Source organism: Pseudoalteromonas sp. NZS100_1 (assembly GCF_015864285.1).
In the GTDB taxonomy this organism is placed as follows: domain Bacteria; phylum Pseudomonadota; class Gammaproteobacteria; order Enterobacterales; family Alteromonadaceae; genus Pseudoalteromonas; species Pseudoalteromonas arctica.
This window is the reverse complement of sequence record NZ_JADYXN010000005.1, coordinates 20,290-40,448: the sequence shown is the minus strand read 5'-3', so window position 1 is coordinate 40,448 and position 20,159 is coordinate 20,290. Positions and strand designations below refer to the sequence as shown.

19 protein-coding genes are annotated in these 20,159 nt (G+C 40.1%); 10 read left to right on the top strand and 9 right to left on the bottom strand.

What is annotated here, in order from left to right; genetic code table 11:
* Positions 1–118: 118 nt before the first annotated feature.
* Positions 119–1,423 (bottom strand): NAD(P)/FAD-dependent oxidoreductase, encoded by a 1,305-nt coding sequence (locus tag I6F66_RS04955; protein WP_197180437.1) that lies wholly within the window; start codon positions 1,421–1,423, stop codon positions 119–121.
* A 242-nt stretch (positions 1,424–1,665) separates the two neighbouring features.
* On the opposite strand from I6F66_RS04955, the gene I6F66_RS04950 reads away from it, so the two are divergent.
* Positions 1,666–3,594 carry an ATP-dependent DNA helicase RecQ gene (locus I6F66_RS04950; protein ID WP_197119822.1) on the top strand — a complete coding sequence of 643 codons (1,929 nt, stop codon included), beginning with the start codon at positions 1,666–1,668 and terminating at the stop codon, positions 3,592–3,594.
* 45 nt (positions 3,595–3,639) lie between these two features.
* Positions 3,640–3,948 carry a YkgJ family cysteine cluster protein gene (locus I6F66_RS04945; protein ID WP_010554993.1) on the top strand — a complete coding sequence of 103 codons (309 nt, stop codon included), beginning with the start codon at positions 3,640–3,642 and terminating at the stop codon, positions 3,946–3,948.
* A gap of 71 nt (positions 3,949–4,019) precedes the next feature.
* Here the strand turns inward: I6F66_RS04945 and I6F66_RS04940 are convergent, their stop codons facing one another.
* From I6F66_RS04940 to I6F66_RS04925, 4 genes are all read right to left on the bottom strand, one after another.
* Positions 4,020–5,639 (bottom strand): methyl-accepting chemotaxis protein, encoded by a 1,620-nt coding sequence (locus I6F66_RS04940; protein WP_197208847.1) that lies wholly within the window; start codon positions 5,637–5,639, stop codon positions 4,020–4,022.
* A gap of 224 nt (positions 5,640–5,863) precedes the next feature.
* On the bottom strand, positions 5,864–6,481 hold the full coding sequence (locus I6F66_RS04935; RefSeq protein WP_010554991.1) for a glutathione S-transferase family protein: 618 nt from the start codon (positions 6,479–6,481) through the stop codon (positions 5,864–5,866).
* A 50-nt stretch (positions 6,482–6,531) separates the two neighbouring features.
* On the bottom strand, positions 6,532–7,560 hold the full coding sequence (locus I6F66_RS04930) for an NADP-dependent oxidoreductase (protein WP_197161919.1): 1,029 nt from the start codon (positions 7,558–7,560) through the stop codon (positions 6,532–6,534).
* Positions 7,561–7,741: 181 nt separating this feature from the next.
* Entirely contained in the window at positions 7,742–8,242 is a 501-nt protein-coding gene (locus tag I6F66_RS04925; RefSeq protein ID WP_165728773.1) for a GNAT family N-acetyltransferase, read from the bottom strand.
* A 149-nt stretch (positions 8,243–8,391) separates the two neighbouring features.
* Between I6F66_RS04925 and I6F66_RS04920 the strand changes: the two genes are divergently transcribed.
* A complete protein-coding gene (locus I6F66_RS04920) occupies positions 8,392–9,597 on the top strand; it encodes an anhydro-N-acetylmuramic acid kinase (protein WP_165741711.1) in 1,206 nt (401 codons plus the stop codon).
* A gap of 41 nt (positions 9,598–9,638) precedes the next feature.
* On the opposite strand, the gene I6F66_RS04915 is transcribed toward I6F66_RS04920, so the two are convergent.
* Positions 9,639–10,124 carry a hypothetical protein gene (locus I6F66_RS04915; RefSeq protein WP_165728771.1) on the bottom strand — a complete coding sequence of 162 codons (486 nt, stop codon included), beginning with the start codon at positions 10,122–10,124 and terminating at the stop codon, positions 9,639–9,641.
* Between the two features lie 491 nt (positions 10,125–10,615).
* Between I6F66_RS04915 and I6F66_RS22525 the strand changes: the two genes are divergently transcribed.
* Positions 10,616–10,921 carry a hypothetical protein gene (locus I6F66_RS22525; protein ID WP_231611832.1) on the top strand — a complete coding sequence of 102 codons (306 nt, stop codon included), beginning with the start codon at positions 10,616–10,618 and terminating at the stop codon, positions 10,919–10,921.
* A gap of 12 nt (positions 10,922–10,933) precedes the next feature.
* Entirely contained in the window at positions 10,934–11,263 is a 330-nt protein-coding gene (locus I6F66_RS22520) for a hypothetical protein (RefSeq protein ID WP_231611831.1), read from the top strand.
* A gap of 396 nt (positions 11,264–11,659) precedes the next feature.
* Here the strand turns inward: I6F66_RS22520 and I6F66_RS04905 are convergent, their stop codons facing one another.
* Both I6F66_RS04905 and I6F66_RS04900 read right to left on the bottom strand, forming a co-directional pair.
* On the bottom strand, positions 11,660–12,787 hold the full coding sequence (locus I6F66_RS04905) for a zinc-binding dehydrogenase (RefSeq protein ID WP_197177007.1): 1,128 nt from the start codon (positions 12,785–12,787) through the stop codon (positions 11,660–11,662).
* Positions 12,788–12,871: 84 nt separating this feature from the next.
* The gene (locus I6F66_RS04900; RefSeq protein ID WP_197177005.1) at positions 12,872–13,549 is read right to left on the bottom strand and encodes a glutathione S-transferase family protein; all 678 of its coding nucleotides are present in this window, start codon (positions 13,547–13,549) and stop codon (positions 12,872–12,874) included.
* A gap of 174 nt (positions 13,550–13,723) precedes the next feature.
* Here I6F66_RS04900 and I6F66_RS04895 point away from each other — a divergent pair, with 174 nt between their 5' ends.
* The 4 genes from I6F66_RS04895 to I6F66_RS04880 all read left to right on the top strand — a co-directional run bounded on the left by I6F66_RS04895 (position 13,724) and on the right by I6F66_RS04880 (position 17,985).
* Positions 13,724–14,650 carry a LysR family transcriptional regulator gene (locus I6F66_RS04895; RefSeq protein ID WP_197177003.1) on the top strand — a complete coding sequence of 309 codons (927 nt, stop codon included), beginning with the start codon at positions 13,724–13,726 and terminating at the stop codon, positions 14,648–14,650.
* Between the two features lie 222 nt (positions 14,651–14,872).
* Positions 14,873–16,840 carry a hypothetical protein gene (locus I6F66_RS04890; RefSeq protein ID WP_197177001.1) on the top strand — a complete coding sequence of 656 codons (1,968 nt, stop codon included), beginning with the start codon at positions 14,873–14,875 and terminating at the stop codon, positions 16,838–16,840.
* An 83-nt stretch (positions 16,841–16,923) separates the two neighbouring features.
* The gene (locus I6F66_RS04885; RefSeq protein ID WP_165740657.1) at positions 16,924–17,382 is read left to right on the top strand and encodes a thioredoxin family protein; all 459 of its coding nucleotides are present in this window, start codon (positions 16,924–16,926) and stop codon (positions 17,380–17,382) included.
* A gap of 216 nt (positions 17,383–17,598) precedes the next feature.
* Positions 17,599–17,985 carry a hypothetical protein gene (locus I6F66_RS04880; protein ID WP_165740658.1) on the top strand — a complete coding sequence of 129 codons (387 nt, stop codon included), beginning with the start codon at positions 17,599–17,601 and terminating at the stop codon, positions 17,983–17,985.
* Positions 17,986–18,065: 80 nt separating this feature from the next.
* On the opposite strand, the gene I6F66_RS04875 is transcribed toward I6F66_RS04880, so the two are convergent.
* A complete protein-coding gene (locus I6F66_RS04875; RefSeq protein WP_165740659.1) occupies positions 18,066–18,944 on the bottom strand; it encodes a LysR family transcriptional regulator in 879 nt (292 codons plus the stop codon).
* A 121-nt stretch (positions 18,945–19,065) separates the two neighbouring features.
* Between I6F66_RS04875 and I6F66_RS04870 the strand changes: the two genes are divergently transcribed.
* Positions 19,066–20,148, top strand: a complete 1,083-nt coding sequence (locus tag I6F66_RS04870) for a YeiH family protein (protein ID WP_165740660.1) — start codon at positions 19,066–19,068, stop codon at positions 20,146–20,148.
* Positions 20,149–20,159: the final 11 nt, after the last annotated feature.

Sequence of the window (20,159 nt, the reverse complement as noted above, 5' to 3'; positions counted from 1 at the left end):
TTAGGTTCACTATTTCAATTATCCACATGGTACTATTTTAGATACTAATAGTGTAAGAGGCTTTAATAAAGTATTAATTTATTAAAGCCATTTTATAGGCTGCTAATTCAGTTTGCTTTTAATGCAATTTCATTTTAGGGCGCACTACTCGCAGTACTTTTTCGCTTATCCATAATGCAAAGGTTTTTGCGCTACCGTGTATGGCGCGTTGGTGCATACGATATAAAGATATATACATAAAGCGGGCAATTTTACCTTCAATAAAAAAGGTATTGCTGGTTAGGTTGCCCATTAAGTTACCTACCGTGCTGTAGCTCGATAAGTTAACTAGCGAGCCATGGTCGCTGTATTTAAAGCCGCGTAGTGGTTGCTGCTTTAACGTGGCGATGAGATTTTTTTCGACGCATAACGCCATTTGATGCGCCGATTGTGCGCGTGGTGGTACTTGCTTGCCGTCGGCTTGGGTAAATGCGCAGCAATCGCCTAATACAAAAATGCTTTCGTCAACGGTGCTTTGTAAAAACTCGTTTACTTGAATTTGGTTGCTACGAGTAAGCTCAAAAATACCTAAGTCTTTAATAAAATCAGGTGCTTTTACGCCTGCCGCCCACACCATTATATCGGCATCAATGTGTTCTTCATCTTTGGTGATAAAGCCTTGTGCGGTGCCTTCTTTTACTTGTGTTTGCTCGCGCACGTTTACGCCAAGCTTTAATAGCTCGCGTTTGGCACTTACGGCAATACGCTCTGGTAATGCAGGTAAAATACGCGGTCCAGCTTCAATTAAATGAATATGCAAACGCTTAGATGACATATTTGTTAAGCCATAAAGCTTTAATAGTTCAGACACATGATAAAGCTCAGCTGAGAGTTCAACGCCCGTAGCGCCGCCACCTACAATGGCAATATTAAGTGATTGTTGTTGGTTGTCGTCTTGATGAAGGCGGGTAAAGCTGTCGAGTAATGAGTGCTGAAAGCGCTCTGCTTGTTGGCTTGAATCTAAAAAGTAGCAATGATCTTTTATACCCGGAGTATTAAAGTCGTTACTTACGCTGCCAATGGCAATAACAAGGTGATCGTAGCGTACGGTACGCCCAGGTAAAATGGTGTGGCCTAATTCGTCGTTAAGTGGTGCAAGGGTAATTGTTTTATTGCTTTGGTCTATATTGCAAAAAGTACCAAGTTGAAAGTTATAGTGATGTTTTGCGGCATGGGCTGAATACACAACGCCATCTAAATCGGGGTCAATAGAGCCTGTCGCTACTTCGTGCAGTAACGGCTTCCATATGTGGGTGCGGTTTTTGTCTATTAGTAGAATTTCTGCTTGTTTTTTCTTTCCTAGTTTATGACCTAATTGCGTTGCGAGTTCTAATCCGCCAGCACCACCGCCAATAACGACAATTTTAGGTGTAGTAATATTCATAACGTTGCCCTCAAAAATAATATACCCAAATAATCTGTATTATTTTTAGTGTTTTGAGGTTACTTGGGTATGGCAAAAAGTTATTTTTGGCAAACGTGACTATTTATTTTTACGCTATTAGTTTGCGCCTAAATAAAGGATATGTCAGCAAAAAATGCTGAATAAAGGCATATAAGTTATACTCACTTTTTTATCGTTTAGCTGTGCAGTTAAATTGCTGTTAAAACACCAAAAGGACATTTATGACCACGCCACTAATTCAATCACTTGAGCAGCACTTTGGTTTTAGCCAATTTAGAACAGGCCAACAACAAACTATTGAGCAGCTTTTAAATGGTCAGTCGTCGTTGGCTATATTTCCTACGGGCTCGGGTAAATCGTTGTGCTACCAGCTAACTGCGTTGCATTTACCAAATTTAACCTTAGTTGTATCGCCTTTACTTGCATTGATGAAAGATCAAATTAGCTTTTTAAATAGCAAAGGCATTTATGCTGCCAGCCTTGATTCGAGCCAAGATCAAATGCAAAGCAGCACCGTAATGAACGATGTTCGAAACGGTAAAATTAAAGTATTAATGGTGTCGGTTGAGCGTTTTAAAAACGAGCGTTTTAGAGAGTTTATAAGCCAAGTTGCGCTTTCGATGTTAGTGGTAGACGAAGCACACTGTATATCTGAATGGGGCCATAACTTTAGACCCGACTACCTTAAATTGCCGCGTTACCGCGAAGAGCTTAATATTCCTTTAGTGTTGTTACTTACGGCAACGGCCACTAAAAAAGTAAAACGCGATATGGCAGAGCGCTTTGCTATTGCGCCTGAGTGCATTGTGCAAACGGGCTTTTACCGCGCTAATTTAGATTTAAGCGTGCTGAGTGTTAAAACCGCCGATAAAAACACAGAGCTTGCCAACATTGTACGTGCGCAAAGTGGCCCTGGTATTGTGTATGTAACGCTGCAGCAAAGTGCCGAGCAAGTAGCAAACACGCTCAGTGCGCAAGGTATTCATGCTGTTGCTTACCACGCAGGGCTTGAAGATACGCTACGCTGGCAAATTCAAGATGACTTTATGGGCGGTAAAATTAACGTAGTGGTGGCAACCATTGCCTTTGGTATGGGCGTTGATAAATCGGATATTCGTTTTGTTATACATTACGATTTACCTAAATCGATAGAAAATTACAGCCAAGAAATTGGCCGAGCAGGGCGCGATGGTAACCCGTCAAACTGCTACACGCTTGCTAATTTAGATGGCCTAAACACAGTCGAAAACTTTGTATATGGCGACACCCCAGAGCTGAGCGGTATTGAATACGTAATTAACGATATTCGCCAAAGCCACCAGCAATGGGAAATGCAAGAATATAGCCTTTCAAGCGAAAGTAATATTAGGCAACTGGCACTTAAAACCTTACTTGTACAGCTTGAAATGCAAGGCGCTATAACGCCGCAATATGCCTACTACGCTGATTTTAAATACAAATTTTTGGTTGATAAAAACGAGCTACTTGGTCATTTTGATGAGCAACGCCAAGCATTTTTAACACAAATATTTAGCCATACCGATTTTAAAAAAATATGGGGCACGCTAAATTTTGACTCCCTTACGCAAGCCGCGCAGGTTGATCGCAAACGCGTAGTGGCTGCTCTTGATTACCTAGCCGAAAAAAACCTAATAACGCTCGAAACCAAACGTATTACCCAAGTATACAAAGTGCATAGCGAGGTTATAAATAACCCAGAACTTGCCCAGCAACTTCACGACTACTTTACCGACAAAGAACAAGCCGAAATTAAACGTATTGCTGCACTTGTGCGCTTTTTTGAGCTACAAAGTTGCTTAAGCTATAACTTAGCGCGCTATTTTGACGATCAAAATGCACCTGAGCAATGTGGGCATTGTAGTGTGTGTAGAGGGCATGCGGTTAAGCTTGAGTACTCTATAGAGCCTGCATATATTGACGATCAGCTTATTTATCAAAAAGTTGATGAGTTTTTAGCGCATATGGCGGGCAAGGGTAATAATAATGTGGGGATTGAAACCCAATGCCGCTTTTTAGCGGGGATGAGTGTGCCGTTATTTGCGCGTAATAAAGTACGCCAGCTGAGTGGTTTTGCACTGTGTGAGCAAATGCGTTACAGCGATATTAAAGCAAAACTACTAGCGCGTTAAATTAGTTACTGTATCCTAGTGGCTTATTCAAAAAAGTAAGCCACTATGCCTCATATTGTTATCCCCGTTGAAAATATTTCTACTACCCCAGAGCCCGTTACGTGTGCTAACTGCCAAGCCTGTTGTTGCCAATTAGAAGTGCGCATAGTAACCGACACTGGCGTGCCTTTTAACTATATAGAATACGATAAATGGGGCAGTGAAGTAATGAAACGCGCTGACGACGGTTGGTGCCAAGCACTCGACCGCAATACGCTTATGTGCTCTATTTACGAAAACCGCCCATTAGTATGTCGCGAGTTTGAAATGGCCTCGGGTGAGTGTATTACCGAGCGCGATTTAGCGGGTATATAGTCCGCTATTATTAATGTACATAAACAACAAAGGGGCTTAAAAGCCCCTTTGTTTATTGCTTACTATAAAAATTAAACTTTAAAGTAGCTAATATACTTTTTAAGTGTGTTTGAAAGGTCAGCTAATGCAACAGCTTCTTGTGCGTTACTGTTAAGCGACATGCTGGTTTCTTTGGACATACTGGCAATTTCTTCTACGCCAGTACTAATTTGCGCCACGGTGGCTACTTGGTTTGATGTTGATTCAACAATTTCAAGCACGTTACTTAATGAATCGTTAGCTTGTTGCTGTATTTGATGCAGTAACTGGTTTGCCTCGTGAGTAAGCGTTAAGCCATTTTCTACTTGCGGTACTGTGGTTTCCATAGCTGTTACCGACGCTTGCGTGTTTTCTTGTACTTGCAAAATCATCTTTTCAATATCGCCTGTAGCATCACCGGTACGTTGGGCAAGTTGCCTTACCTCGTCAGCAACTACTGCAAACCCTCGGCCTGTTTCGCCTGCTCTTGCAGCTTCTATTGCTGCATTTAGTGCAAGCAAGTTTGTTTGATCAGAAATACTGCGGATCACACTTAAAATATCGCCAATGTGTTTTACATGTTCTTGCAGCACGTTTACTTGGGTAACTGTGGCTTTTACGGTTACTGAGATTTGCTCAATTTCGGCCGCTACTTTTTGCACTGCAATACTACCTTGCTGCGATAATTGCGCGGTTATTTTTGAGTTATCTTCTGTTTGCCTAACTGAGTCGGCTACAGCATGGATACTACGGCTCATTTCTTCTAGGCTGCTTACTGCCGAGTTTGTATAAGTTACTTGTGCGTCAGCGGCACTAAGTGCTTGCTGCGAGCCAGATGCTACGCTTGCAGAGTGCGTAGAAAGCTCTTCAGATGAGTTAATAATGCTATCTACAATGGTTTTTAATTTAGATTGCATCACCCCTACAGAAGCCATCATGCTATTTGGGCAACACGACTGCACATCACCTCTTAAGTCGCCTTGTGCAATAAGGGCAATTACTTCGGCGGCTTCTTGTGGTTCGCCACCTACTGAATTTCTGATCAGTTGGCTAATAACATACGCAACGCTTATGCCTATTAAAAAGGCAAGTGCGGTGAGCGAAATCATCCAAATTTTAAACGAGCTGGCAATATCGAGAGTATCAATAGTGGTGGTTTGATTTGCTTGCTCTTGCAGGTTTATAAATTGGTTTATAACATTTAGCCACTGGGTAAACGCAGGGCGCGCATCGGTTAATAAAATGCGCTCAGCTTCGTTTAGGTTTCCTGCATTTTTAGCGTTTATTACACCTTGAATGAAAGGTTGAGTGCGCTGCTCTATTTGATTTATTTTATTAATTAGAGCGCGTTCTTCACTATTCATATTACCCATTAGCTCGGCCATAGACCGGCTTGATGTTTGGTAAAATGCGTTTAGCTCTTTTATGCTCTTTAACACGGAGCTTAAACTGCTTTGATCGGTAATTAGCACTACATCGCGCACGGCTATTGCTCTGTCGTGTACGCTGCCTCTAAAGTTAATTGCGTAACGTTGCTTTACCGAATTTACGTCGGTCATGTGGGTAATGTTATTATTAATGAGGCTAACGCGCGAAATACCAATAATGGTTAAAATAAGCATCATTGATAAAATTACGCCAAAGCCGGTCGTTAAACGCATGTTTATGGTCATGGTTGATCCCAAGTGTGAGTCAATACGCGCAAGAGCAGCTTGTATTATTAGTGATTATTCTAAAACAATAGCAGCATTATGCCTTATTAATTAAAGTTTTATTAGCAATAAGGGGTTGTTTGTTAATTTAGTTTACAAGCGTAACTTTAATGAGGAGTGTTTTTCAGGCATTAAAAAAGGGGCTAAATGCCCCTTAATGTTATATAAAAATATTATATAAAAGTTTAGTCGTACTTTGCTTCTAGCTCATTAGCTGTATGAAACTTCTCATGGCTTTGTAATTGCTCGTCGTATTTAACGAGGTTTTTAAAGTGCGCTAATTGACCTGAGTTTTTAACTATTTCAACAATAAACGACATCATAAAATCAGCGCCCGTTAGGGTATCGCCCACTAAATAACGTTTACCTTCAAGGCGGTCGTTAAAGTAGCTAATTACTTTAGCTGTTTCAGCGTCAGCATAGCCTTCTAAAAACTGCGTTTTAGCGCCGTCTTTTAGTACAAACATTTTAAGTAAAAGCGGTAAAATTGCTGAGCTTTCTGCAAAGTGCAGCCATTGCTGGTAGTCAACATATTCAGCGGTATCTACTTTTGGAGCAAATTTACCATTGCCGTATTTAGTAATAAGGTAGTCGGTAATCGCGCCTGATTCGGCAATAATTAGGCCGCCGTCTTCAATCACTGGCGACTTACCAAGTTGATGAATATGCTTTAATTCGTCAGGGGCTAGGAAGGTGTCTTTATTACGCTGATAAGCCACAATTTCGTAATCAACATTTAGCTCTTCTAAAAGCCAAATTACGCGTTTAGAACGTGATTTATTTAAATGGTGTAGTTTGATCATGTCAGTCCTTTTGTGGCTTGTAAGGACTTGGCCTTACAAACCGTTTAAAATTAAAGTGGGTTATTAATTTTAACCACAGTTTTACCAAAGTTTTTACCGCATATCATGTCGTTGAACGCGCCTACTGTATTTTCGATGCCTTCTACCATGTGCTCACGGTATTGAATTTTTCCGTCTTGTAGCCATTTTTGCATGTCTTGTGCAAACTCGTCGTAACGGTCGCCGTAATCATCAAAAATGATAAAGCCTTGCATTTTAATACGCTTAGTAAGCAATTGACCCATTAGCATACCTAAACGGTCTGGGCCTTCTGGCAAGCTAGTAGCGTTATATTGCGATACTAAACCACACAATGGTACGCGCGCTGCGGTATTTAGTAATGGTAGTACGGCGTCGAATACTTTACCGCCCACATTTTCGTAGTAAACATCAATGCCTTTATCACAGGCTTTTTCTAACTGCTCTGCAAAGTCATCAGCTTTGTGATCAATACAGGCATCAAACCCTAGTTTTTCAACTGCGTGTGCACATTTTTCGCTGCCACCAGCAACACCCACTACTTTACAGCCTTTAATTTTAGCTATTTGACCAACCGTTGCACCTACTGGGCCTGTTGCTGCTGCAACAACTACGGTTTCGCCTTCTTTAGGCTGGCCAATATCAAGTAAACCCATGTAAGCAGTAAAGCCAGGCATACCCATAATACCTAATGCGTATGAAGGGTTTGCAGGCTCTTTACCTAACTGCATTAAACCTTCGCCATTGGTAATGGCGTAATCTTGCCAACCTGTGTAGGCAAGTACCCATTCACCGATCCTAAACTTATCGTTTTTAGACTCTTCGACTTGGCACACTGTAGCGCCAACCATTACATCACCAATATTAACTGGGTCAGCGTACGACTTAGCATCACTCATACGACCACGCATGTATGGGTCTAGCGATAGGTAAATGGTACGTAGTAAAACTTCGCCGTCTTTTAATGCAGGAAGCTCTACCGTTTTTAATTTAAAGTTTTCATCTGTTGGAGCGCCATTAGGGCGTGATTCAAGAGTAAGTTGGCGACTAGTCGTAGACATATAAGATCTCCTATTAATATAAATAAACTACTTACCGAATGTTTACGCTTTAAAAATCGTGATCAGCTAAACAATAATGCGCGGCTAAGCAGTATGAATATGTACAATGCGTACCTTAATAAAGGAGTTTTGGGCGGGTGGTTGATAATTCAACCTTTGCAGAGTATTTATTCTAAATGGTTTATTTTAGCTTGCTAAAAATATGGCTATTGTAAAACACCCCGTTTTTATAAATGGCCTGTTTAAGCACAGCCTCTTGCTCAAAGCCACTTTTAATAAGTGCTTTCATAGAGCCGGTATTACCAGCAAACACAGCGCCAAAAATTCTGTTTATGTGTGAGCTTGCAAACGCTTCATTGCATATAAGTTCAATAGCGCGAGTAATAATGCCTTGCCCCCAATAGGCTTTATTTAGCCAATAACCAATTTCGCCACTGTGGCTGTATTCAAATTCGCCGGGAGTTACACCAATACAGCCCGCAAATTGCCCATTTACCTCAATGGCTTTAACTGTTGCATCAATTACGCCGTTTTTTGAGCCTTGGTTTATCCACCAATCAGCATCGGCTTGCGTATAAGGAAACGGAATTTTTGACGATAAATAACGCGTTACCTGTTCATCATTTAAGGTGCTAATAATAAAAGGCGCGTCTTGGGCTTTAAACTCTCTGAGGGTGATCATATTTTTTCATAAATTTTTAGTATGCACACTAACTTAACAATCATTTAAGAGTTAAACAATCAGAACCTAAATTAAACGGTTTACGGCTATTACTTTGTTTTAAAGTCCTCTAATATAAGCAAAATATTACACCTATTTTAGATGCCATTATGCACCCTCACATTAAAGCGCTTTATAACAGCGCCCAAAAACCAAGCCGTTTAATTATTGGTTTAATGAGCGGTACCTCGTTGGACGGGCTTGATGTTGCACTGTGTAAAGTAACGGGCGCGGGCTTAAATACACACATTGAGGTTTTAAATTTTACTACTGTTGATTACAACGACGATTATAAAACTAAAATAAAGCAGGTATTTGCTAAGCGAGAATGCGATTTAGAGATTGTTACTTTACTGCACCCGTGGGTAGGTAAACTCCATGGCAATATGGTTAACCAGTGCTTAGCTAAGTGGAATATAAACCCTGCAAGTATTGATGTAATAGCAAGCCACGGGCAAACCATTTATCACTGCCCGCAGTCGCAGCATAACCACAAAAGCTTTACTAATGGCACCTTACAAATTGGCGATAGTGACCAAATAGCCGTTACTACGGGTATTACAACCATTGGTGATTTTAGACAAAAACACATAGCCGCAGGAGGCGAGGGCGCACCACTGGCTGTGTATGGCGATTATTTGTATTTTTCGAGCGCTGCTGAGAGTCGGATTTTGCTAAATATGGGCGGCATTGCTAACTTAACGTTTTTACCCAAAAATGGTGATGCAAACGGTGTGTTTAGCTCCGACATTGGCCCCGGTAATACCATTATGGATGCCTACGTACAGCAACATTTTAAAGATATGCATTATGACGATGGCGCAAAAATAGCAAAAGCAGGCAAGATAAATACACCATTATTGAATGCATTGTGTAATAACGCATTTTTTAAACTCCCAATGCCTAAAACCACAGGGCCTGAGGTATTTAACTTAGCGTATTTAAATGCTGCACAGCAGGTTACAAATACTCACCATTTAAGCCATGAAGATGTAATGGCCACCTTAAATACCTTTACTGCAACCGTTATAGCAAATGCATTAAACGAGTGTGCAGAGCGCGCACAAAATTGTGTGGTGTATGCAAGTGGTGGCGGTATTCATAACCCGTTGCTAATGGCGCAACTTACAGCGCTTTGCCCACGTATTAAGGCTTTTAAAAACACCGACGATTTAGGTATAAACCCCGACGCAAAAGAGGCTGTACTATTTGCTATTTTAGCAAACGAATGCCTAGCAGGAGAGCAGCAACACCTAAGTAATACTGCACAAGGTATTGCGGGAGTTACTATGGGTAAAGTAAGTTTTGCAGACTAACAACTTATAAGTAGCGTCGCGTAATTTAAGTGCAGCCAGCACTAAAACAGCGATAAAAACGTAGAACCCATACTCGCAAAGTAGCTACGAACGCCCTGAGGCTTAGCATGTTCAGTTGTTATGTGTTCAGGAATATAGCCTTGCTCAAATGCTTTAATGTACACATCGAGTTGTTGGCTTTCTTTTAAGGTCGTGTTTTTTCCGTGCAGCATCATTTGCACTACAAAACATTGGCTTTGTGTAATGTTACTTAAAGTAAGGTTTACAGTACCAGATTCAAGGTCGTCATTGCTTAGCATTTTTTCAGTAAAATACTGTGCCCCACGCGCACTGGGCTGCGTAGCACTTAGTGAAATAACATCGCTCTCATTTGCGCCATCAGGCAACACACACTGCAGCGTAATGTTATGCGCAGCATTGGCTTTTAGCGATAGCTTTTCATATTCCATAGCGTGGCTCATCGCCGCAGACATAGAATCATCAAATGATTGCTGTGCAAATGTTAGTTGCACTAAGGGTGTACTCATCTTACTTAGTCTTCTTGAGTTTATTCATTTATCGGATAGAAATTATCGCGGATCAAGGTTACAGATTTATGACTAATTGCACTAATTAGTACAATTATTGAGTGGTTTGATCAAAGAGGATCTTTGCACTTCTAATATGAAAACAGTTTGTGATACATTTAGAGTAGATAGTCATATACAGCAAAGTCAGGCGAGTGAGTATTGACTAGATAAAGCCGCTAACCAGTAATGCTATGTAAAATGAGTAAATAAAAAATATAATGTAAATTATATTTTAGTGTAAACACTTTATCCCACAGTAAAAAATAAATTAAGCTCAAGCAACTGGCATCAGAACGAAAAAACCCACGCCTAAGCATGGGTTTATTCTTTATCTTTTGTCTTTGGTGGGCTGCATAAGCAGGGATATCCAAAGCTCTCAATAAACACATTACCAGAAAATGTATTATGATCAACCAAAGATAAAGAAAAACTTATAAGATGGAAAGTTAATGCGATACAAAGCAATTGAAAAGACCATATCAATTAGTCGATTTACAACATACAGAAATGCTGTCATTGCGAGTACTGGTGTTGATTGCGGTATAAAAGCTCTCTCGCTATATGAATGGAATGCAAATTTATCATCTGATTTTTTATTTCCTTTACATATATATGAAGTGGTATTACGTAATGCTATTAGTGAAGCTATTGCAAAAAGATATGGTACTGATTGGCCTATTAATACGGTATTTCAAAACTCACTGGCTTATAAAAATAAAAGAGAGCTATTAAGCATTGTTAGCAATAATTACTAAGGGTTAGGCAAGGTGTTACCAGAGTTAAAGTTATCTTGGTGGGAAGAAATGCTAACGCGGAGGCATGATGGGCGTATTTGGAACGTTCATATTCAGACTGCATTTCCAAACGCTGATAACCTAACTGCGGCGCAAATTAGAACGCTATTAAAAGAAGCTTGCTTTGTAATAAGAAAAATAAGAAATCGAATCGCTCACCATGAGCCTATTTTCAACCACAATAAGTTACTTGATATTTATCCTTTAATTGAAACTACTGTGGCAATGCGGTGTAAAGAAACAAAAATATGGTTGGATGAAATAGAAAAGGTTAATAACTTACTTTTGAACCCTGTTATATGAAAGTATTAAAAATTTATTTGGTACATAAGAGGGAAAACTGAGTCTAAAAAATGAGAAAGAGTCATAACTCCATCTATGCCCAAAGATCTTTCACCAAAACAAAGTACATAGGCTCATTAATATGTTTTCTCTCATAGTTTTGAAGATTGAGCGGATACAGTTGATTAGCTCACACACTTGACTATTTGTAGCGAGCGGAAAGTACAATCTTAGTTGAAAGCTGTCTAGAGGAATGCTTGAAATCCACGAGTGTAATTTATTAGCCAAAGTAAATACTCCGAGCTAGTTTTTACAACGACCAAATAAAAAGCAGATACCTAATTAGCATCTGCTTTTATATTTAAAAACCACAGTGCTAAGCGCTGTGGTTTTTAATTTTTAACGAAGAATATTTACTTAAGCTTGAGGTTTAATTAAGTACTTTTCGCCTGTTGCTTGTTTAGAATAAGCCGCGATTGATTGTAAATGTAACACCTCAGCTAATGACACTTCGTGCGTGTAATTGCTCGCAAATGTTGTGGTGATTTCGTCTGCAATACGTTTGCGCATTTTTATTACTGTATCTGTGCTTAACTTACCTAAGGCATTAAATAACAAGAATCCGTTTACACCCCATGCAAAACCAAAGTTACGGTTTATTGTGATAGGGCCTCGGTTTAATGCACCATAAATATACACTTGTTTGTAAGTGTCTGAGCCATAAACGCTGTGCTCTTTCATATCGCGTGCAGCTGCAACTTCCATACAGTTAAGAATATCACTTGTTAGTTGGCCGCCACCGATTGGGTCGAACGCTATAGTTGCACCCGTTTCAATTATTGCAGCGGTTAGATCAGCAAGAAAAGTGTCGCTGCTTGAGTTAACAATATATTTTGCACCCATATCGCGCAGTAATTTTTCTTGTTTTGGTTTACGAACAATATTAATTAAATCAACGCCATCAGCAATACAAATACGGTTTAGCATTTGGCCAAGATTAGAGGCTGCAGCCGCGTGAATAATAGCTTTATGACCTTCAGCGCGCATGGTTTCTACCATTGCTAGTGCGGTAAGTGGGTTAACAAAAGATGATGCACCTTCTTTAGCGGTAGTCCCTTCTTTTAGCTCTAGGCAACTTTGTACATTGGCACAAATAAATTGACGATACGTACCAGCGCCAATTACAGCAACGGTTTTACCCATTAATGCTTGTGCGGCTGGTGATGAACCTGCTGCTACAACGGTGCCTGCGCCTTCATTACCTACTTGTGTGGCTTTACCTACGCGTGTTTTAAGTGATGGCATAAATTGAGCTGGAACATCGGCAGTAATTACTGGGTTTTCATCAGTACCCGATTGCTTTGCAGTAGACATATCAGCTGCGCTGAATAAAACGCCTAAGTCTGATGGGTTTAATGGTGCAGCTTCAATACGAATAACCACTTCATCGGCACTAGGCTTTGGCATCTCGATGTTTTTTAAGGCAAGTGTTAGTTTATTGTCTTCGCTGATAGTTGAAGTAAGTTGGATATTTTTATCTGTCATTATGTTTGCTCCCACAAAAATGAGTATTGATTACTGTTATAGCTAAGGGCTGTTATAGCTAAAGGCTTCTTATATAGCTAAGGGCTATTTAGCGTTTACTGCTTGAATTTGCACTTTCACTTTTTGCATAAATTCAGCCATATTTGATTGGCGATCGGCCTCTATGCTTTGGGCAATGGCTAATTGGCTCATTGATTCGTTCCACTCTTTCATACCGGGAACTTGTGCTAGTACATCCCAATCAAGCTGGCTTGAACCAAAGGCGCTAACTATGGTGTTTACGTAATAAACGTAAATGTCTGCCATTGTAAATTGCTCGCCTGCAATCCAAGGTGAAAACTTACACACGCTACTCAAAGCGGTTACGCCACGCGTTAATACTTGGCGTACTTCGGCTTTAGTTGTTTCAGGTACTTCAGCGCCAGAAAATACATAAGGGATGAACCGTCTGCTTGGGAGTTCAAAATAAAGCTCTGCCATTTTCATAATTTGACGTACAACTGCGCGCTCACCTGCATCTTCAGGGTATAGCGGGGTTTGCGGGTACGACTCTTCTATAAAGTCGCAAATAACACTCGACTCTGAAATATTAAGGCCGTTAGCTGTTGTGATTGCAGGCACTTTGCCTGCAGGGCTTATTGCTAGTAAATCTTCACTACCGCCGTAAACAAGGTGTTCTTTAAATGGCAGTTGTTTGTGTAAAAGTACATGTTTAACTAGGTTGTAATAGTTGCTAGCAGCAAAACCGTGCAAAGTAATCATAAGTCAGCTTTCCTTTATTAACGTGAGGATACTCATTGCCAAATAATGCAATTTTGGTCCCCGTGTTTAAGTTGAGCCTATTATTACTTGTTTTAATTTGCTTATATATAAGGGAAAATGCGAATCACTTTTGTCTTTAAGACAATAAAGAATTTTATTTAATGGAGAGGCGACTTGGATCAACTAAAAGCCATACGGTATTTTATTGAGGTGGTTGAAACAGGCAGTTTTACTAAAGCCGCAAAAGCATTTGGTGTGCCGCCTTCGTCGTTGTCGAGGCGAGTTGCCGATTTAGAAAAAAGCCTAGGGGCGACGCTTTTAAAACGCTCAACCCGCATAGTTAAGCTGACCGAAGTAGGGCAAATTTACTACAGCGATGTACAAAAAATAGTGAACCAGCTTGAGCAAAGCCACGAAACGGTTCGAAGTTACCAAACAACCCCAAAGGGGCGTTTATCTATAAGTTGCATGGTAGGTTTTGGCGACAAAATGCTCATGCCGCTGCTTGATGAGCTTAGCGCGTTATACCCTGAAATAATACTCGATGTAAGCTTAAGCGATGAGCTGTCGACACTCGGGCGTGACGATGTTGATATTGCTATTCGTGGTGGTTATGCACCCAATGAGCGCGTGATAGCAATAAAACTTATGGATAATGGCTTTATACCTGTGGCGTCCCCCTGCTATTTACAAAAACACGGAGTGCCAAGTAACGCCATGGAATTAAAGCACCATAATGGGCTTTATTTTAAAACGCCTTCAGGGCCAACGCCGTGGTTATGTAAAGTAGATGAGCAATGGCATGACGTTTCTGGGCCTGCTGTCGCTATTTCAAATAACGGGTCGTGGCTTGCTAAAAAAGCATGTAACGGGGAAGGTATTTTAATGTCAACTCGATGGGCACTGGCTTCATATCTTGAGCTGGGTGAGTTACAAGAGCTTAAGTTTGAGCATGAGGTGGCAATAACTCAAAATTCTAATATGGCTGTTTATTTGTTGTATCAAAAACAACGTTATTTGGTACCAAAGGTAAAAGCGGCGGTCGATTTTTTAGTACAAAGAATAAAAGAAACAGGTGAAGGTAGTAAGCAAATAAAATAGCCCTTAAGAGTAAGGTGAGTAGATTAATAGAGTGTCGGATGGCGCTGCGCTTATCCGACCTACGCTTATCCGGTTTATTTTTACCAGATATATATTTATGTTTGTTTAACTTATTAATAAATTATTTGTATAAATAATAGGTAAAAAATGCTCCTTTAGGCTAAAGCTTTTAACTAAGCGCCCGATAAGTTACTTAATAGGGTTTAGCGATTAGGGATAATCATGGTTAATAATATATTAGGCAGTCAGGCTAATCTAAGCACTATGCTTGCCCAATCAGTTAATAACGCCAACCAAATATCTGCGACACCTTCACTGCATAGCAGTGGCGACCTTCAAGCTATTAATGATTTACAAACTAATGCGCCTAAAATAACCGACGAGTTATTAAGCCAGCTAAATGATGAAACGATTTACGAAGCACTAGCCAGTAATCAAAAAGTAGGGGATATTTTACAACAGCAACTTACCTCGCTATTTATTATTACAAGCACGCCTAGCACGCTTAACTATAAACTCTCCGATGAAGAACTCGCCCTGCGCACCGTAATAAGTTCTCAGCATGAGGGGTTATTAAAAAATGAAAACAGCACCCAATTAATTGAGCGATTAAATACATCCGTTAAAAATATTCAGGGTGCTTATGCTAATACCAGCGATATTTTATCAAGCTTGGGGCAACTTGGGCATGAGCAAAAAACGTTTTTAGCCTCAAGCCAGCAACGTGTTGAGCGCACGCTTAATCCATACATGGAAAGTGCTAACCGTAGCAAGTACGAGGATGACGATAATTATTTATTTGAGCTCTCGGTAAAAACCAAAGAGGGTGATGTAATAAATATCACTTTTAATTCGTCACAAGGCTTTGATGAAAAAACGGGCGAAGCCGTTGATGGCTTTGGCATAAGTTACGAAGTAAATGGCGATTTATCTGAGGCTGAACATGCGGCTTTAACGCAGGTTATGGCGGGTGTTGGCGAAATGGCCGATGAGTTTTTTAAAGTGAGTGAAAACTCATTTAATCCTATTATAGTGCCAAACCAAACAGACATGAGTTTAGACTTTTTAGCAGGCTTTAATAGTGAGCAGCTAGCGGGTTTTAATGTGTCGTTTTCAACAACGCAAAATGATGCGCTTGATACAGGCGAAAACACGCTTGATTTAAGTTACTCAATAGATGAAGCGACAAATCAACAAGCACTTGTGTTTAAGGCTGAGAATGGGAAAAACGAAATCGACTTTGCACTCGATATGTCGACCATTGGCGCTAAAGACACACAGCAAATGCAGCAGTATTTAGCGTCCCTCGATCAAAGCTTAGAAGATAGCCGAGTAAACAGTACCGAGGATAGTAAAGACTCGGCATTTGGTCGTAAAGGGGATGAGACAATGCAGCAAGGTTTTGCATTATTTAAAGGCGCTTTTACAAGTATGTCGTCAGCGGCTGAACGTTATAGCAATATTGAGTCGCTTGCAGATAAGCAATTTAATGACGGGCGCGCTATGGTTGCCGATTTAGTTGATAACATGATCGCAAACGATCCCCGTTACCAAGGGCTTGGTAATAAAGCACCCAATACATTGGGGGCGGGTGTGTCTAAGCTCGCTGATTTTGATGCTACGTTTTCTTACGCACTGGATAGCGGTGACTATCAGCCTAAAAGTACCATTGAGCTAAGCCAAGCGACTGAGCAAACCCAATTAGGCGAGCTTAGCGGTTTAACACAAAGTAAAAATGTAAGTAGCCACTTTGATTATCAATACAGTCGCCCCGACTACTACGACAAAGAAGAGAGTTATAACGTAGGTACCGCAGTTAAAAATAAAGAACTTGTGGGGCTTGACCAGTCTCACGAAGTTGATGTTGATACAAAAATGTATGCGTTTAACCCTCAAACAAATCAATACGAGCTGCAAATGGCGATGCAAGAGCAAACCATTAGTAAAAGTGACATTCGCTTAATTGACGATATTTGGCTTGAAGAAAACGAAAACAGCTACAACATGAATAAAAAAGAGCGTGTTGAGAGCGACGAAAAGCAAGATGACTTTAAAACAACCAGCAGTCATTCTCATAATAAGTTAGTTACCTTAATTGGTGATTTAGACAAGCTGGCTGAAAATAAAGACGTAAGACGCGAGTATTTAACTAACTTATCGCAAGTTAACTTTTTTATGGATAAAAAGTAACGGTCTTGAGCTGTTCACTCCACACTTAATATTGGGTATAGTCGTTTAATACCTAAATTAATACCTAAATTAAGAGCAACCTTATGTTTAAACAATTAATTTTACTGTGCGCTTTAAGCATGCCGCTTGTAAGCTGCGCTGCTACGGCGCCATTTTCGGGCGAGATAAGTACGCAAGAACTGCTAAGCGACTACAACAAGTTTAACGAGCAATACAAAGCGTATACACCAACAGCACAAGATATAGCCCTAATGCAAAAGCTAGAAGGCAAAGAGCTTATTGTATTATTTGGTACGTGGTGCCACGACAGTGAGCGCGAAGTGCCAAAGCTGATTAAGTTACTTGATGCGTCGAAAGTTGAACTTGCAAGCATTGAATATGTGGCCGTAGGTTACAACAAGCAAGACGATGCAGGCATTGCACAGGCTAATGACTTGCAATACACACCAACGTTTATTGTTAAACAAAATGGCAAAGAGTTAGTACGCGTAATTGAAAAACCAACGGGTACATTGGCGCAAGATTTAACGCAGGGTTTGTAAATAGAGCTTGTTCGTATTTGGGGTTAACGATTTAGCAAATAGGTTTATAAGTTAGCTGTTGGGCTGCTATGAGTAGTCTCCTGATACTTTAATGTGTAAAGGCCAAAAATTTCCCCCTTTGGCTGAGCAAAAATAGGAATTCAGCTATGGTTTGCATATCAATTAAAACAAATAAAAAACTAATTAATCTACAAGCTCGTTATGGTGTTTCTTAATATGTTTAAGGATCTCCGTAAAAATTTGATTGCTGCGATCCTTAGTCCTTTAATTGTATTACCAGTCCTTGGTTTTTGTTATTTTTATGCGGGTATAGAAAATTATACTTCTCTTAGTTCATTAATTTCAGGTGTTGGTTTTGGTGTGTCAATAGGGATGGGAAGTTTATTTTATTTCTATCCTTTAATGTTCATTTACGGATTACCTATTAGCTTATTACTCCAAAAGTTAAATTTATTTAAATTACCTGTAGTTTTAATCTTAAGTATACTTCCAGTTTTTTTACTTAGTCTTTTTAGTGAATTTAATCGTGCAACATTGGTTCTTCATTTATTAGTACTTTCAATGGGTTTAACTAGTTGGCTTATATATAATAAATTAAGGTAACACCACAAAAAGCGATTAATGTTACACAACCGTTTTCTTACTCGACTTACAGCTCAGATCTAAATCTACTCATACAAAAATTATTCACTAAACAGGCTTTTTTCGAATGCTTGCGCAGCATGAGAAGACGGTCTGTCTTTGTAGTGTAATTGGTATAATGGTCTTGATAACTCGACGTCATTTGGCTGTTCTAGCCGTGTTAATTTACCCAATTGTACTAAATCGTCTGTGACTACATTAGGCAATAAAGCAACGCCCATTCCTTGTGCTACTGCTCTTGCTATTGCTTCATTACTTCCGAGTTGCATACAGTTTTTTGCCGTAATACCGTGTTGCTGTAATAACTTAACCGACACCTCTAAAGTGCCCGAGCCAGGTTCGCGTAGTAACCAAAATTGATTGTTTAACCATGCTTTTACATTTTTAGCGGGTTTTAAATTGCTTGGTATAACCACACTCATTAAATCGTTTTGCCAGTGCTTACTAATAATGTGTGGCTCGGTGGGTGTGCCCTCAACCAGTGCTAAATCGATGGTGCATTCAAGTAGTGCGTGCTCAATTTGCGCAGTATTAGCCACTTGTACTTCTACTTTTATATGTGGGTACTGCGCGCAAAATTTAGCTAAGTAAGGAGGCAGCCAATAGCTGGCAATGGTGGTGCTGGTGCCTATAACCAATGTGCCGCGCTTAAGCCCTGTGCGCGATTTAATATCTTCAATGGCGGCTTTTTCTATGGCAAAAATACTACGCGCATGTTCAAAAAGCGCTTGCCCGCCTTCACTTAAAGTGAGTTTTTTGCCTTTAGATGCACGTTCAATAAGTTGAATATTTAATTGATACTCAAGCTCTTTTAGCGCTTTAGATACCGCAGGTTGGCTTATAAAAAGCGCCTCGGCTGCGCTTGAAAAACTACCAAGCTTTGCTACCGTATAAAACACCCTAAGTGCATGTAAATTCATTGCGCCTCTCAAATTACATAACCTTAAGTTATCGAATCATGATTTTAATATATTGGAGTTATATTTTGGCCTTTATTAAAATGAAGTCAACTAATTAGAGTTGTTTGATTGAGGGAATATTATGCTTAGCGCTATTAAAAATGGGTTACAGCCTTTAGGTGTTAACACTAAACAGTATGGTGACTCTCGCTGGTGGATTGGCATGTTACTGGTTATTGTACTTGCGGGCGTTTCTGTTGCGCTTAGTAAATTACCAATAATGCAAACTGCGCAATTTAGCTCACTCACTATTGGTATTGTGGTTGGTATTATTGTGGGTAACAGTATTTTTTCGGGTATAGCGACTCATACCGATGTGGGCGTTGATTACGCTAAAAGTATTTTGCTCAAAGCGGGCGTTGTGTTGTTTGGTTTTAGAATAACCTTTACGCAAGTAGCGGGCGTTGGTTGGAGTGGCTTACTAACTGACATTGTTATGCTTGTTGGTACATTTATATTAGCAATTCAACTTGGCAAACGTGTATTTAAGCTAGATGAGCAAACAACTATATTAATTGGCGCGGGTAGCTCTATTTGTGGCGCTGCAGCGGTGATGGCAACCGAGCCTGTTATAAAAGCACAGGCGCATAAAGTATCAGTAGCGGTAGCAACGGTGGTGGTGTTTGGTACGCTAAGCATGTTTGCCTACCCAATAATGTTTGAGTACATGGGATTGAGCGAACACGCATACGGTATTTTTGTAGGCTCAACCATTCATGAAGTAGCGCAAGTGGTTGCAGCGGGCACTGCGGTAAGCGCTAACGCGGCCGACACCGCAGTAATAGAAAAAATGCTAAGAGTGATGATGCTTGCGCCATTTTTAGTGGGTTTATCATTTTGGCAAAGTAAAAAAAGAGCAAAAGCAGGTGATGCAGCAAGCAGTGAGGGCGATAAATCAGGTATTACTATCCCTTGGTTTGCGGTGTTATTTATAGTGGCCAGTGGTGTGCATTCACTCTCTATTATTCCTCAAGTGACTACAAACGCAGTTGTTTGGTTTGATAATATATTACTCACCATTGCGATGGTGGCTTTGGGTTTACGCACACATGTTGGGGCAATTCGCCAAGCGGGTATTAAACCGCTGTTACTGGCACTGTGTTTATTTTTGTTTTTAACGTTAGGCGGCTTTGCCATTAATATAGGTATTGCTGAGCTGTTTTAAACGTTATTTGG

Coding starts and splice junctions, on each gene's coding strand:
- I6F66_RS04950 (WP_197119822.1), top strand. CDS start 1,666: ATGACCACGCCACTAATTCAATCACTTGAGCAGCACTTTGGTTTTAGC.
- I6F66_RS04920 (WP_165741711.1), top strand. CDS start 8,392: ATGCACCCTCACATTAAAGCGCTTTATAACAGCGCCCAAAAACCAAGC.
- I6F66_RS04925 (WP_165728773.1), bottom strand. CDS start 8,242: ATGATCACCCTCAGAGAGTTTAAAGCCCAAGACGCGCCTTTTATTATT.
- I6F66_RS22525 (WP_231611832.1), top strand. CDS start 10,616: ATGCGATACAAAGCAATTGAAAAGACCATATCAATTAGTCGATTTACA.
- I6F66_RS04890 (WP_197177001.1), top strand. CDS start 14,873: ATGGTTAATAATATATTAGGCAGTCAGGCTAATCTAAGCACTATGCTT.
- I6F66_RS04880 (WP_165740658.1), top strand. CDS start 17,599: ATGTTTAAGGATCTCCGTAAAAATTTGATTGCTGCGATCCTTAGTCCT.
- I6F66_RS04955 (WP_197180437.1), bottom strand. CDS start 1,423: ATGAATATTACTACACCTAAAATTGTCGTTATTGGCGGTGGTGCTGGC.
- I6F66_RS04875 (WP_165740659.1), bottom strand. CDS start 18,944: ATGAATTTACATGCACTTAGGGTGTTTTATACGGTAGCAAAGCTTGGT.
- I6F66_RS04915 (WP_165728771.1), bottom strand. CDS start 10,124: ATGAGTACACCCTTAGTGCAACTAACATTTGCACAGCAATCATTTGAT.
- I6F66_RS04930 (WP_197161919.1), bottom strand. CDS start 7,560: ATGTCTACGACTAGTCGCCAACTTACTCTTGAATCACGCCCTAATGGC.
- I6F66_RS04935 (WP_010554991.1), bottom strand. CDS start 6,481: ATGATCAAACTACACCATTTAAATAAATCACGTTCTAAACGCGTAATT.
- I6F66_RS04900 (WP_197177005.1), bottom strand. CDS start 13,549: ATGATTACTTTGCACGGTTTTGCTGCTAGCAACTATTACAACCTAGTT.
- I6F66_RS04905 (WP_197177007.1), bottom strand. CDS start 12,787: ATGACAGATAAAAATATCCAACTTACTTCAACTATCAGCGAAGACAAT.
- I6F66_RS04940 (WP_197208847.1), bottom strand. CDS start 5,639: ATGACCATAAACATGCGTTTAACGACCGGCTTTGGCGTAATTTTATCA.
- I6F66_RS04885 (WP_165740657.1), top strand. CDS start 16,924: ATGTTTAAACAATTAATTTTACTGTGCGCTTTAAGCATGCCGCTTGTA.
- I6F66_RS04945 (WP_010554993.1), top strand. CDS start 3,640: ATGCCTCATATTGTTATCCCCGTTGAAAATATTTCTACTACCCCAGAG.
- I6F66_RS04870 (WP_165740660.1), top strand. CDS start 19,066: ATGCTTAGCGCTATTAAAAATGGGTTACAGCCTTTAGGTGTTAACACT.